Below are 13,108 nucleotides of genomic sequence, written 5' to 3'. Positions count from 1 at the left end.
ACTGCTTGCCGACAGCAACATCGACCTGCTGATCGGACACCATGCCCACGTGGTGCAGCCGATGGAGCAGCACAACGGCAAGTGGGTCGCGTACTTACCGCCGAGGTCGGCTGGGCCGACCGGGCCAACCGGGACGAACCCGGCCTTGGCCAGCACTTTCTGGGAAGCGACATTCTCGCGGGAGGTGGCCGCCCGCAGTGTGCGCAGCCCGTGCCGCGCCGCGGCCAGCCTGCACAGCTCCCGGACGGTCTCGGTCGCCACGCCGCGGCCGGCGACGTGCTGCGCAACCCGGTAGCCGAGGTTGGCAGTGCCGTCTTCGAGGTCGTACAGGTTGAACCGGCCCAGAACCGAGCCATCCTCGGCGACGAGCACGTAGAAGGCGCAGATGCCGGCCTCCTGCTCCGCCAGCAAGGCGCTGTGCCGGTCGGTGAACTGGTCGTAGAACTCGTCGCCGCGGTCGGAGATCGAGGCAGCGAAGTACGCGCGGTTCGCCAGCTCGAAGGCCAAGACCGCCGGGGCATGGCCAGCATGCAGGCGCTTCAACTCGGGCACCGCCCGACTCTACCCAGATGGTGCGCGAAGGGCGTCTGAGTTTCCGCCAGCGGCAGACAGCCCCAAGATCAGGGCGCATAACGATCTACGACTGCAGTCCAGCGAGCTCGGAACGTCGCGTTCCGGTGGTTGCTGGGAGCACCCACATGCCGTGTATCGATCCCGGGCGCACGAAATTATCCAGAGCAGTCCGGGAGGGGTGTCGGATCGGGTTGGTGGTGTTCGTTGCAGGGGTAAGGGCGCCTCGGACAGGGCGCGAGACTGGTAGGCGCTGTCTTGACACCACAGGAGATGATTTTCAGATGCGTTACCTGGTTTCCGTGATCGATGACAAGAGCAATCCCGGCAGCACGGACCGGAGGCCTGCCATCAGTGCGTTCAACGAACGTCTGATCGCCGAGGGCTACTGGGTCTTCTCGGGCGGACTCGCTGACACCGACGAGGCCACGGTCATCGACAACCGGGGTGAGCAGGCGGTGTTCAGCGACGGGCCTTTCGTGGAGTCGAAGGAGTACCTCGCCGGCGTCTGGGTGTGGGAGGCCCCCGATCTGGATGTGGTGCTCAAGCTCGCCGCCGAGGCGTCGAAGGTCTGCGATCGGAAGATCGAGGTACGGCCGTTCCAGTGAGCGACGGGCGCCGGCCGAGCAACGGCACAGGATTCGGCGGCGCCGGGGTGCGGCGGCCGTAGAGACGCGGCCTGTTGTCGATCGGCCGCGACTCGCGCGGTACGCGACTGGCCAAGGCGACGAAGTCGTTCGGCGCTTCTCGGTGGCGTGTTGGCCGCGACGTGTCTGGCTGTCGCGCGGCTGAGAAGCGTGGCTTTGTGCCTCGACACCACCGCGGCTGACGACCCGCGCGCGGAAAGATTTCTACGAATTCTGTGGCGGTGTCGGATCCGGTCAGGGGCGTTCGTAGTGGGGGTGAGAGGCCGCCCACGAGGGGCGCCGGGGTAAGGGAAGGACGTTCCTCATGACTACCTTGACGGAGCCGCGCACAGTCGTCACACATCGCTCCAGTCGCCGGCTGTGGGCAATCCTGGGGCTGGTTCTGCTGGCCGACGCCGTCGATGTCATCGATGCGACCGTCACGAACATCGCGGCCCCCACGATCGCCGGCGAGCTCCACGGTGGTGTGAGTCTGATCAAGTGGTTGGGACCGGCGTACATGCTCGCCATGGGTGTCCTGCTCCTGGTCGGCGGACGGCTGGGTGACAAGTTCGGCCAACGCAGGCTTTTCCTGATCGGCATGGGCGGGTTCACCGTGGCCTCGGCAGTCGCCGGGTTCTCACCTGACCCGGCCCTGCTTATCGCCGCCCGGGTTGCCCAGGGCGCGTTCGGGGCTCTACTCATCCCGCAAGGCATGGCGATCATGACGAAAGCGTTCAGCCGCGACATGCTCGCCAAGGCGTTCGGGCTGTTCGGCCCGGTTCTCGGTCTGTCCAGTGTCGGCGGCCCGGTCCTGGCCGGATTCATTATCAGCGCCGACCTGTTCGGTCTGTCCTGGCGCCCGATCTTCCTGATCAACCTGATCCTCGGCAGCATCGGGCTGGTCATGGCCGCCAAGATCCTCCCGCATGACGACGGCGACCGCTCCACCGTCGTCGACGGTTGGGGCTCCGGCCTCCTTGCGGTCGCCATGATCGGGCTGCTGTACGGCCTGATCGAGGGCTCGACCAATGGCTGGAGCATCGTCCCCGTCACCGCGATCACCGTCGGCGTCCTGTTCTTCGCAGCCTTCGCCTATCGTCAGCGCACCGCAGCCCACCCGCTCATCATGCCCTCGCTGCTGAAGAACCGGGGTTTCACGTCCGCAATGCTCGTGGGCCTGGCCGCCTTCGCCGCCGGCACCGGGCTGATCTTCGTACTGTCGCTGTTCCTGCAGGAGGGGCTGCACGCCAGCCCCCGGGACGCCTCGCTCGGCCTGGTGCCGCTCACCGTGGGGCTCATCGCCGCCGCGTTCGCCGCCATGGGTGGCCTGGTCACCAAGCTCGGTCGCAGGCTCGTTGTCATCGGCCTCGCCGTCGCCCTCGTCGGTTGCGGCTGGGTCCTCGTCCTCGTCGATCACTTCGGCACGAACGTCAGCATCTGGGCGCTGGCCCCGGCGTTCGTCGTCGTCGGCATCGGCACCGGCCTCACCTTCACCACGATCCCCAACGTTGCTCTCGGCGACGCGAAGCCTGACGAAGCCGGCAGCGCCAGCGGCTCGCTCAGCTCGATCCAGCAACTCGCCTCAGCGATCGGCTCGGCCGCGGTCACGTCGGTCTTCTTCCACGCCGCAACCTCCGGACTGGCCCACGCGATGAAGGTCACCCTGATCGTCGTTCTGGCCATTACGGCCCTCAGCCTCCCGATCGTTGCCCTGATGCCCCGCAACGCACCATCAGAACCCCAGCAGTAACGGGCCGGGCATGGCCCCGCTGCGGAAGAAGGCCCGGACCTGATGGTCCGGGCCTTTTGCCTGATAGTCGGCTAAGAAGATGGGCGCGAGGACACTTCGACGTGGCCGGCGACGTTGATACTGGTGAGATGGCCGGTGCGGCCCTCACGGAGGAGATTGGTCATGAGCATCATCGGAGACCTGGTCGGTTACGCCTTGACGGCGTTCATTCTGCTGTTGATCGTCCGGATGGTGCTGGACTGGACGGGTGCGTTGGCCAGCGGCGGGCAGCGGGGCGGCCGGGTGCGTTCGGTGACTCACGCCTGGACGGAGCCGGTGATCGCGCCGGTACGGCGGAGGCTGCCGCCGTTGCGGGCCGGCGGTCTGGCGATCGACCTCGCGTTCACCGTGGTATTCGTCGCGGCGCTGATCCTGCGCTCGATCGCCTTCAGCCTGTAGGTCCGCCCGGGCGCTGTGTCGGATAGTAGAGATTGCTCTTGCATAGGAAATCTTCTGCGGCTACCGTCTGAGGATGACCGAGAAGCTGACGAATGACGCGCATCGCCACCTGGGCATCATGCCTGCGTTCCCGTTCTACGGCGGGCCGCCGGCCAATCCGGACATCCTGGCTCGGGCGACGGTTGCCGAGCTGATCGAGGACCTAGATCGGGAGGGCGCCGAGCGGGCGCTCGTGTTGCCCAACTACGGGGTGCCTGACGCATCAGTGTCCTTCGGGTTCAATCCCCTGGTGATCGAGGCGGCGGCCAAGGACGATCGGATCCGCTGCGGGTTGTGGGTCTCGCCGCGGCCGCAGGACGCCGAGCTCACCACCGCGGCGCTCGCTCTGGCCGGGGAGCCGGGCGTGGTCGCCCTGAAGACCAGCTTCCTGCTGGGCGGGGCTGTCGAGGATCCGGAGTGCGCTCCGCAGCTCGAGCAGATCTTCGGCACCGCACGCGAGCGCGGCCTCGTCGTACACGTTCACACCTCGCCCGGTGCGGCGTCCGACATCGACCAGATCGGCAAGCTGGTCGACCGCTACGGAGACGACGTCAAGATCCACCTCGTGCACTTCGGCGGCGGCATGAGCGGGCACATCAAGTTGATCAACGAGCGGTTCTTCAACTGGATCGAGGCCGGCAAGCAGGTCTACACCGACACCAGTTGGGCGATCGGCTTCGCGCCGCGCTGGCTGGTCCGGGAGATCGAGCGGCGCGGGATCGGCCAGGACCGGGTGCTGTTCGCCAGCGACGAGCCGTGGGGCGACTACGTCGGCGAGGTCGCTCGCCTCCGCGAGGCTGCCGGCGACGGCGAACTGGCCGACTTGGTTCTGCGCGACAACTTCAACACCCTGTACGGCTCATAGTTGCGCCGAAGACAGCAGCAAGGCTTGGCCGAGGTGGTACTCGATGATCCGTTGCATGAAGGCGCGGTTGGGGTAGTCCCCGTCAAGCAGGCGTAGCGGGCCCGCGGTCAGCGAGATGTGCTCGGCGAGGCGCGTGCACTGTCTCGTACCGAGCGCAGCCCACGCGTGCCCACGATCGATGTTCGCCGGTCCCAGAGGCGAGTTGGGACTCAGGCCCCGTGTGGTCGGGGCAGGTCCTGGCAGACGCTCGTGATCGACAGTCAGTCGACCACAGGGAGCACATCATCATGACCGTCATCGTCGAAGACACCCGGACGGAAGACCGGCCGTCGCCGGTGTTCACCGGACGGGTCCGTTGGGCCGCGGCACTGCTGGTCACCGTGGGTGCCGCTCTGCAGGTCGCGGAGTTCCTGCTCGAACCCGCAACCAACGAGGGCAGCGCGCACCGGATCGCCTGGTGGCTGGCCCACCCCGACCGGATCGCGTTGTCGAAAGCCGCCGGTCTGCTTGCCGTCGCGTTCCTGCTCGGGCAGGTGCTCGTCATGGTGACCATCGCGCGGCGGCACTCGCGCAAGATCGCAACCGCCGCGGCAGTTTGCCTCACGGCTGCGATGACCGGCCTGGCAGCGATCCAGGGCGCCGAGCTCGCAGCGCTGTGGACCGCGAGAGCCGGGCATCAGGACGCGGCGGCGGCCGTCCTGGACATCAGCTCGCCCGGGATCCCCGGTGCGGTTCTGATGGTGATGTTCCTCGGTGGAGCCCTGTTCGGCACCGTCTTGATCAACATCGCGCTGTGGCGGTCGCCGTACGTGCCGCGGCTCGTGGTGGTGTTCGGAGTGAGCTTCGTGGTCCTGGACATCGGCTTGTCGATGGGCGTTGCGGGTCACGTAGCGGCTCTCGCCGGCGGGTTGGTGCTGGCCTGGGCGATCCTCACCGGATATCTGCGCGCTCCGCACAAACGCCGCTGGGTGCGCGCACACTGAGCTTGAGATGAGCATTCGGCAGTGGCCTCTGGCCCCGGTGGTTGTCGCCGGGGCCACCGGCGCGCTCGCGATCACCGCGCTGGCGCTCGCGCTGACCACCGTCACGGCGCCGGCCGACCTGCTCGACGGGAATCGTGCGAACCAATGGCTGGCCGGTCTAGCGTTCGGCGTCGTCGGCGCCCTGGTACTGCGGTTCCAGCCGAGCAACCGCCTCGGTTGGGTTCTCGGCGTGACAGCCATCTGCGGCCTGGCCGGCTCGGTCTGTTCTGAGTACGCGGCGATAGCGACGTCACTGCCACTCGGCGGACTGGCCGCGTGGCTGGCCGCCGTACTGTGGCTCCCGCCATTCCTTGCGACGCTTGCCGCCGTACCGCTGCTGTACCCGGACGGGCACATACCGTCGCCACGATGGCGCTGGCCGGCCCGAGCCGCTCTGGTGGCCGGTTGCCTGGCAGTGCTCGCGTTCGGGACCAGTCAGGCGGCAGTCGACGATGCAGGCTTCCCCGACGTCAGCAACGCCCTGGATCTACCGGTACCGGACGCCGCAAATCTCGCCCTCGTCGCGGTCGGCTTCGCCGTCGTGCTCCTGGTCGGTGTAGCCGCCGCGGTGGCCATCGTCGTACGGATGCGTCACGCGGATGCCAGGCAACGCCGGCAGTCGTCCTGGTTCGTGGCCGCTGTCGCGTTCGCCGGTCCGGCGTCGTTCATCCCGGCGCCGCAGTACGTCCACTTCGTCCTGAATGTCGCTGCTGTCGCGTGCCTGACCGTCGGCATCGTGCGCAACGGGTTGTTCGACATCGAGCTCGTGCTGTCCCGGACTGTCGTCTATGTCGCGCTGACAGCGGTCGCGCTCGGCGTCTACCTTGCGGCGGCAGCCCTCCTCGGTTCGAAGTCCGACGCCGGTCTCGTGCCCGCGGTGATCGCTGCCATCGCCGCCATGCTGCTGGCTGGTGCCCGCAGACGGGTGCAGGCTGTCGTCGATCGGTTGATGTACGGCGAACGCCGCGATCCGATGTCGGCACTGACCACTCTGGGCGATCGGCTGAGTGCAGCCCTGGACACAGACGACGTCCTGCCCGCAACGGTCGACGGGGTCCGCACAGCACTGAACCTGCCGTACGCCGAAGTGCGCCTGGCCGGCGAGGACAGTCCGGCCTTCACCTCCGGCACTCAGCCGGACCACGTCGCGACCTTCGCGCTCAACCATGCCGGCGAAGAGGTCGGACTGCTCGTCGTCGGCCTCCGCCGGGGCGAGCAGCAACTGGCCGCGTCCGATCGCCGTCTGCTCGAGGCCTTCGCCAGGCAGGCGGGCGTCGCGGCGCACGGCGTACGCGCAAGCCGTGAACTGCGCAGGTCGCGGGAACGTGTCGTCACGTCGCGGGAGGAGGAACGCCGACGGATCCGGCGGGACCTGCACGACGGTCTGGGGCCGGCGCTGGCTGGTATCTCCCTCGGCCTGGAGACCGCCGATCGAGTCGTCGTCCGCGACCGGGTCGAGGCGTCCGCGCTGCTGCGCGAGCTCCGCGGCGATGTCACCGACTGCGTCGACGAGGTACGGCGCATCGTCGCCGACCTGAGACCACCTGCCTTGGACGCCGGCCTGGTCAGCGCCCTGCGTCACCAGGCAGACCTGCTCACCATTCGCTCCGGCGGACGTCTGGTCATCACCGTCGCCGAACTGGACGGATCAGGCGACCTGTCATCAGCCCTGGAGGTAGCGGCGTACAGGATCGCGACGGAGGCGATGACGAACACCCTCCGGCACGCACAGGCGAGCGGGTGCGAGGTGCAGTTGCGGTACGACGGCACCCGGTTGGACCTACGCGTCGCGGACGACGGGAGTGGCGAGCCGGCCCGGGGAGTCGGCACGGGCCTTACCTCGATGCGGGAGCGAGCCGAGGAACTGGGCGGTGTCTGCACGGTGACCTTCCGGCCCGGCCGGGGCACGGAGGTCGCCGCATCCTTCCCAGCCACAGCGGTGATCCGACCGTGATCCGCGTCCTGGTCGCCGACGACCATCCGGTGTTCCGCCGGGGCCTGGTCGGTGTGCTGTCCGAGGAGTCCGACGTTGAGGTCGTAGCCGAGGCGGGCGACGGCGACGCTGCCGTCGCACTGGTGTCCGAACTCAAGCCCGACGTGGTTCTGATGGACCTGCACATGACTGGCTCCGGTGGGATAGCCGCCACCCGGCGGCTCACCGACGACGCGCCGGAGGTCGCCGTACTGGTGCTGACCATGCTCGACGACGAGGAGTCGGTGCTCGCTGCTCTGCACGCGGGCGCTCGCGGCTATCTGGTCAAGGGCGCGTCCGGGGATCGCATCCTGAAGGCGGTCCGGGCCGTGGCCGTGGGGGAAGCCGTGTTCGGCGCCGACGTCGCCGGCTTGGTGCTGGGTCGTCTCACCGCGGAGCGTCGTACGGCTCGAGCAGGTCCGTTCCCGATGCTCACCGACCGCGAGGAGGAGATCCTGACCCAGATCGCGCTCGGCCGATCCAACACCGAGATCGCCCGCCACTTGGTCGTTTCGGACAAGACCGTCCGCAACCACATCACGAACGTGTTCGCCAAACTCGGCGTGACCGACCGAGCCCAAGCCATCGTCAAAGCCCGCGACGCCGGACTCGCTTGACCTCAAGTCCCCTTCAGCTTGCAGGATCGTTGCATGAGGATCGAGGGTGCGGTTCCCAGTCAGGCCGATGTCGACGCGATCGTGGCGCTGGTGGCCAAGGTGCAGGAGGTGCAGGGCAACGAGGACGTGGACGGGTTCATCTCGTTGTTCCGCAAGGATGCGGTGTGGGTGACCGGGCACGGGAAGCGGCTGTACGGGCGCGACACGATCGAGGCGTTCACCCGGAAGGTGCTCCCCGGAGCGATGAAGGACTCCTCCGCGACGTACGAGCCCGACCATCTGCTGTTCGTGCGGCCGGACATCGCTGTGGTGAACGTGAACCAGACCTACGTCGAGCGCGGCAGTACGACGGGTGCGCACGGGAGCCCGGTGTACTTCCTGGCCAAGGACGGCAGCGATTGGGAGATCGCCGCCGCCCAGAACACCAGCGTTGTCTGAGCTACTTGACGGCGAGTTCGCCGAGTTCGGACCAGTCGGACTGGGGGAGCTTGAAGTTGACGATGCGGGGGGTTTCGACCAGGTGGGGCGGGAGGTGTTGCTGGGCTGCCTTGAAGTGGTCGGAGGTGACGTGTGCGGTGGCGCCGTCGTCGTCGGCGAAGGCTTCGACCAGGACGTACTCGTTCGCGTCGTCCAGTGAGCGGGACCAGTCGAACCAGAGACAGCCGGGCTCGGCGCGGGTCGCCGCGGTGAAGTCGGCGGTGATCGAAGGCCAGTTCTCGGCGTGCTCCGGCTTCACCCGGAACTTGGCGGTGATGAAGATCATCAGGTAATCCTCCGCAGGGTCGAATGGGTCCGGATCGATGCTATCGGTGACCGCACCGGCCCGGTCGTCGCAATCTGAGATCGCCGAAGAGTCGCAAAGCAAGCAACAACCCCGGTCAGAAACCTAGTTGCTGCCGCAGGGACTCCAGCGTGTGCGACGTCTCCAGCGTGCGCTCGGCGTCCGCCACCGCCACCGCCTGCGCCAGTGCGTCCGCAGTGACGATCGTCGTGAGCATCTCCGCGGTGATTCCGGTGACCGTGTTCGGTACGTGGATCGCCACCGTCACGTCGTTCGCCAGCCGCTCGGCCACGTGCTCCTCGCTGAGCAGGATGATCCCGGCGCCGACCGCCCTGGCCCGGTCGATCACGACCTCGCCGTCGATGATGAGCCGGCCCGGCGCGATCACGATCACGACGTCCTCGGACCCGATGCCGAGCAGGTCGTCGGCGAGCTGGAACCCGGCTGTCCGGATGCACCGGCTGCGCAGGCCGAACCGCCGCAGCTTCAGCATCAGGTACTCCGCCGCCACGTAGTTCGCGCCGAACCCGTAGATCGCCAACTCGCGTGCGTCCAGCATCAGCCGGACCGCTTCCTGGTACTTGTCCATCGCCATGTGCTGGTTCAGGAACTCGATCCGCTCGATCGACTCCGTGATGACCCGGTCCCACACGTGCTTGGGGTCGCCGCCGGTGGCCTCCATCCGATCCCGCAGCCGTTCCTCCCGCCGGGTCGTCGATCGGAACGGCGTCGCCACCCGGTCCTTCAGCTCGGCCAGACCGGCGTACCCGAGGGACTGCAGGGTGCGGATCACCGTGGCGTTGCTGGTCTTGCTCGCCTGGCCGAGTTCCTGCGCGGACAGGTAGAGCAGTCGCTCCGGTGAGATCTCCGACAGCGACCGGCAGACCGCGCGGGACGCGGGCGTGAACTCGTCCCAGTGGTCCCGGATCCGGCGACGCAGGTCGGCCAGCGCCGGATTCCGTGTAACCCCTGTTACCTCATCGGCCATCTGTGTATTATCCGATCCCGTAGCGGCTGTAACGAATCATCCAAGACTCCGATTTCTGTAACACATCGTAGACCCACCGAAGGAAGTCCATGGCGAACACCTCGACCGTCTACCAGCGTGGCAAGACCCCGATCTTCGCGTCCCAGGTGGACCCGCGGCTGCACTACTGCCTGTACGTGCCGCAGCGGCTGACCAACGACGACCGCGCGCCGCTCATGGTGGTCCAGCACGGGACCGCTCGGTCGGCGGCGACGTACCGCAACCAGCTGGAGGAGTTCGCCGAAGCGCAGGGCGTCGTGGTGCTGACGCCGATCTTCCCCGCCGGTCTGGTCGACCCGAACGACCTGCACAACTTCAAGTTCATCGAGTACCAGGGGATCCGGTTCGACCGGATGCTGCTGGCGATCGTGGACGAGGTGGCGGACCGGTTCCCGGTGGCGGCCGAGCACTTCTACCTGCACGGTTTCTCCGGTGGCGGGCAGTTCACGCACCGGTTCCTGTACCTGCACCCGGAGCGTCTGGCCGCCGCGTCGATCGGTGCGCCCGGCCGGATCACGCAGCTGGACGACACGCTGCCGTGGTGGCTCGGGACGAAGGGGTTCGAGGAGAAGTTCGGTCAGCCGATCGACTTCGACGCGCTCCGCCGGGTGCCGATCCAGCTCGTCGTCGGCTCCGAGGACGTGGAGAGCTGGGAGATCATGAACCCTGGTGAGTCCAACTGGATGGACGGCGCCGAGCTCACCGGCACCACACGGATCGAGCGCCTGCGCACCCTGGAGCGGAACTACCGGTCGCACGGCCTCGACATCACCTTCGACCTGGTCGACGGCGCCGCCCACTCCGGCCGCAAGATCCTGCCCACCGTCGAACGCTTCTTCGCGGATCAGCTGAAGATCCGGGCTCAGGAGCCGGTGAGTCCGAGGTAGGCGAGTACGGCCATCACCCGGCGGTTGCTGGTGTCGTCGTCGGCGAGGCCCAGCTTGCCGAACAGTGACGTCGTGTATTTGCTGACGGCGCTCTCGCTGATGAACAGGCGTTGACAGATCGCCTGGTTGGACAGACCCTCGGCCATCAGACCGAGTACGGACAGCTCGCGCTCGGTGAGCCGGTCGAGGCGCTTGCTCGACGTACCGCTGGACAGCAGCTTGGCGACGACGGCCGGATCCAGGGCCGTCCCGCCGGCCGCGACGCGTTCGAGGGCGTCGATGAACTGATCGGCCTCGAACACGCTCTCCTTGAGCAGGTACCCGACACCGCTTGAGCCGTCCGTCAGGAGCTCACGCGCATAGAGCTGCTCGACATGCTGCGACAGGATCAGGACCGGCAGCCCTGGGACCTCTCGGCGGGCGGCCAGCGCGGCCTTCAGGCCCTCGTCCGTCTGCGTCGGTGGCATCCGTACGTCGATCACGGAGACGTCCGGCCGCCACTTCCGCAGTCCATCGAGGGTCTCGGGGCCGGTGGTCGCGGTCGCCACCACCTCATGCCCGTAGGCCTCGAGCAGACGGACCATCCCGTCCCGCAGCAGGTAGAGGTCTTCGGCTACAAGGATTCGCATGGCATGGTCATCCTCGCACGAGTCGGGCCGCCGTTCGGGCTGGTCAACTCCAGGGTGCCGTCGAACGCCGCGAGCCGCCGGCGCAGTCCCGCGAGGCCCCCCGCGTCCTCGATCCGGGCACCGCCACGGCCGTCGTCCTCGATCAGTACGACGATGCCGGTGCCGTCATGGGAGATCGCGATCTCGGCGTGATCCGCCTGCGCGTGCTTGACCGCGTTGGTCAGCAGCTCGGCGATCCCGAAGTACAGAGCGGACTCGATCGGCGGATCCAGCCGCAGTTCGCCGCCTGCGGTGACGGTCGTCTCCAGTGGCGTGTCCATCGCCAGGGCACGTACGGCGTCGACCAGTCCGCGCTCGTTCAGCACCGGTGGGTTGATGCCGCGGACCAGTTCGCGGAGCTCGGACAGCGACGTGGCCGCGCCGACCCGGGCGTCCTTCAGCAGTGCCTTGGCCGCACGCGGGTCGGTCTCCATCAGCTTCTCCGCGGTCGCCAGCGAGAGTCCGAGCGATACCAGGCGCGCCTGCGCTCCGTCATGCAGGTCCCTCTCGATCCGGCGGATCTCCGCGGCCTGGGCAACCGTCGCGTCGGCCCGCTGCGCGGTCAGCTCGTCGACCCGGTTCGCCAGAGCCATCGACGGCGTCGGGCGCAGAAGGCGTACGGCGATCGGCTCGAACGGGCGCCAGGCGTACGGCGCACTGGCGACCGCCACGACCACTCCGGCCACTCCGACCACAGGCATCGACTGGGTGAATCCGAGGACGGCTGCCACGATCCCAGCCGGCGGAACCGCCGCGGTCAGGCCGGCGGTGACCGCGACGATCGCCAAGCACCTCAGATCACGCCAGTTCGCCGGATCGGTCCACCGCACGCGCAGCCGCAGGTCCTTCTCGGCATCCCGGCGCGTCTTCTCGTACGAGTGACCGTTCCACCAGAAGCCGGTGGACAGTTGCGTCACCGTCCCCAGCTCCCGGTACCCGTCCGGGATCACCGTGCCAGTCCACCGCGCCAGCAACGACCGGACCATCCCGGCGACCGGCCGGATCAGCAGGAGAGTGCCGAGGCCGGCCCAGACGAACGGCACGATCCACGTCCAGGGGCTCCGCCACCAGATCGCCACCGCCACCCCGGCGGCCCAGACGGCAGGCACCAGCATGCTGACGACCAGGACGATGCACGACCGGACGAACCCTACGCAGGCACTCGCAACCCACGACATCGGAAACCTCTTTCTCACTACGGCTTGGTCCTGCCACTGTGCACCACCAAAAGCGTGAAATCGGCGCAATCGGAGTGGAAGTAGGGCTAGCCCCACCCCACCGTGCGGCCAGCCACATACCGTGCCCCATCTGCGGTTTCTAGCGTCTAGGACATGCCAACTCTTACCAGTCAGAAGCAGCTCGAAGCGTTCAACCGGGCCAAGGGGTTCGTCATCCTGTACGGCCTGCTCGGCGCGGTCGTCGTCGCCACGGTCGTGGACCGCGCGGCCAGACACCAGGTGGTGCCGGGCTTCCTGTGGGGCCGGTCCTGCGCTGTGCTCGTGACGTCCGTCGTGGCCTACTGGCTTCTCATCATGGCCGCCCGCGGAGCGCGATGGGCGTACGTCCGCATCCGGGTCATCTCGATCGTGATGCCGATCGCGATCATCGGGGTCGACCTGATCCCGGGGCTGTGCCCGGGGTGGTTCGCGGCGATGCAGGCCGTCTGTGCGCTGGCCATCGTGCCGGTCGCCTTCGTCGTGAACGGTCCGCACCTGCGCGCCGGCTTCGCCCGGTGAGAACAGACGTCGGCCTCACGGTCGGCGTACACGCCGGTCCGCAGGTCCTCCGGGAACCGCTGCCACAGCGCGCCGACCAGAGCCTTGCGGGCTTCGGTGCCCGCCCG

14 protein-coding genes and 2 pseudogenes are annotated in these 13,108 nt (G+C 67.9%); 11 read left to right on the top strand and 5 right to left on the bottom strand.

What is annotated here, in order from left to right:
• Position 1: 1 nt before the first annotated feature.
• Positions 2–52: pseudogene (locus tag AB0I34_RS43515) on the top strand (hypothetical protein); the annotation flags it as partial.
• Positions 53–144: 92 nt separating this feature from the next.
• On the opposite strand, the pseudogene AB0I34_RS43510 reads toward AB0I34_RS43515, so the two are convergent.
• Positions 145–552: pseudogene (locus AB0I34_RS43510) on the bottom strand (GNAT family N-acetyltransferase); the annotation flags it as partial.
• Positions 553–854: 302 nt separating this feature from the next.
• Between AB0I34_RS43510 and AB0I34_RS43505 the strand changes: the two are divergent.
• From AB0I34_RS43505 to AB0I34_RS43470, 8 genes are all read left to right on the top strand, one after another.
• Positions 855–1,178, top strand: a complete 324-nt coding sequence (locus AB0I34_RS43505; protein WP_360458413.1) for a YciI family protein — start codon at positions 855–857, stop codon at positions 1,176–1,178.
• A 343-nt stretch (positions 1,179–1,521) separates the two neighbouring features.
• Positions 1,522–2,949, top strand: coding sequence for an MFS transporter (locus AB0I34_RS43500; RefSeq protein ID WP_360458410.1), 1,428 nt, complete (start codon positions 1,522–1,524; stop codon positions 2,947–2,949).
• A 162-nt stretch (positions 2,950–3,111) separates the two neighbouring features.
• Positions 3,112–3,387, top strand: coding sequence for a YggT family protein (locus AB0I34_RS43495; RefSeq protein WP_360458407.1), 276 nt, complete (start codon positions 3,112–3,114; stop codon positions 3,385–3,387).
• A 73-nt stretch (positions 3,388–3,460) separates the two neighbouring features.
• Positions 3,461–4,291 (top strand): amidohydrolase family protein, encoded by an 831-nt coding sequence (locus AB0I34_RS43490; protein ID WP_360458404.1) that lies wholly within the window; start codon positions 3,461–3,463, stop codon positions 4,289–4,291.
• Between the two features lie 287 nt (positions 4,292–4,578).
• Entirely contained in the window at positions 4,579–5,274 is a 696-nt protein-coding gene (locus tag AB0I34_RS43485) for a hypothetical protein (protein WP_360458402.1), read from the top strand.
• 7 nt (positions 5,275–5,281) lie between these two features.
• Positions 5,282–7,267, top strand: a complete 1,986-nt coding sequence (locus AB0I34_RS43480; protein ID WP_360458399.1) for a sensor histidine kinase — start codon at positions 5,282–5,284, stop codon at positions 7,265–7,267.
• Entirely contained in the window at positions 7,264–7,902 is a 639-nt protein-coding gene (locus tag AB0I34_RS43475) for a response regulator transcription factor (protein ID WP_360458396.1), read from the top strand. Before AB0I34_RS43480 ends, AB0I34_RS43475 begins: the two co-directional genes overlap by 4 nt.
• A gap of 33 nt (positions 7,903–7,935) precedes the next feature.
• Positions 7,936–8,340 carry an SgcJ/EcaC family oxidoreductase gene (locus AB0I34_RS43470; protein WP_360458393.1) on the top strand — a complete coding sequence of 135 codons (405 nt, stop codon included), beginning with the start codon at positions 7,936–7,938 and terminating at the stop codon, positions 8,338–8,340.
• A gap of 1 nt (position 8,341) precedes the next feature.
• Here the strand turns inward: AB0I34_RS43470 and AB0I34_RS43465 are convergent, their stop codons facing one another.
• Together AB0I34_RS43465 and AB0I34_RS43460 are read right to left on the bottom strand one after the other, a co-directional pair.
• Complete coding sequence (locus AB0I34_RS43465; protein ID WP_131516284.1) at positions 8,342–8,665, bottom strand: putative quinol monooxygenase; 324 nt, start codon at positions 8,663–8,665, stop codon at positions 8,342–8,344.
• A 115-nt stretch (positions 8,666–8,780) separates the two neighbouring features.
• The gene (locus AB0I34_RS43460; protein WP_360458390.1) at positions 8,781–9,671 is read right to left on the bottom strand and encodes a MurR/RpiR family transcriptional regulator; all 891 of its coding nucleotides are present in this window, start codon (positions 9,669–9,671) and stop codon (positions 8,781–8,783) included.
• An 89-nt stretch (positions 9,672–9,760) separates the two neighbouring features.
• On the opposite strand from AB0I34_RS43460, the gene AB0I34_RS43455 reads away from it, so the two are divergent.
• Positions 9,761–10,597 carry an alpha/beta hydrolase gene (locus tag AB0I34_RS43455; protein ID WP_360458387.1) on the top strand — a complete coding sequence of 279 codons (837 nt, stop codon included), beginning with the start codon at positions 9,761–9,763 and terminating at the stop codon, positions 10,595–10,597.
• Here AB0I34_RS43455 and AB0I34_RS43450 read toward each other — a convergent pair.
• Together AB0I34_RS43450 and AB0I34_RS43445 are read right to left on the bottom strand one after the other, a co-directional pair.
• Positions 10,573–11,226, bottom strand: a complete 654-nt coding sequence (locus AB0I34_RS43450; protein WP_360458384.1) for a response regulator transcription factor — start codon at positions 11,224–11,226, stop codon at positions 10,573–10,575. The genes AB0I34_RS43455 and AB0I34_RS43450 overlap by 25 nt on opposite strands.
• The gene (locus AB0I34_RS43445; protein WP_360458381.1) at positions 11,211–12,443 is read right to left on the bottom strand and encodes a histidine kinase; all 1,233 of its coding nucleotides are present in this window, start codon (positions 12,441–12,443) and stop codon (positions 11,211–11,213) included. Before AB0I34_RS43445 ends, AB0I34_RS43450 begins: the two co-directional genes overlap by 16 nt.
• A gap of 153 nt (positions 12,444–12,596) precedes the next feature.
• Here AB0I34_RS43445 and AB0I34_RS43440 point away from each other — a divergent pair, with 153 nt between their 5' ends.
• A complete protein-coding gene (locus AB0I34_RS43440) occupies positions 12,597–13,001 on the top strand; it encodes a hypothetical protein (protein WP_360458378.1) in 405 nt (134 codons plus the stop codon).
• Positions 13,002–13,108 lie beyond the last annotated feature (107 nt).

It is taken from the genome of Kribbella sp. NPDC050281, from assembly GCF_040655855.1.
In the GTDB taxonomy this organism is placed as follows: Bacteria; Actinomycetota; Actinomycetes; order Propionibacteriales; family Kribbellaceae; genus Kribbella.
The sequence above is the reverse complement of the archived record's forward strand: the minus strand, read 5'-3'. Positions and strand labels throughout refer to the sequence as shown.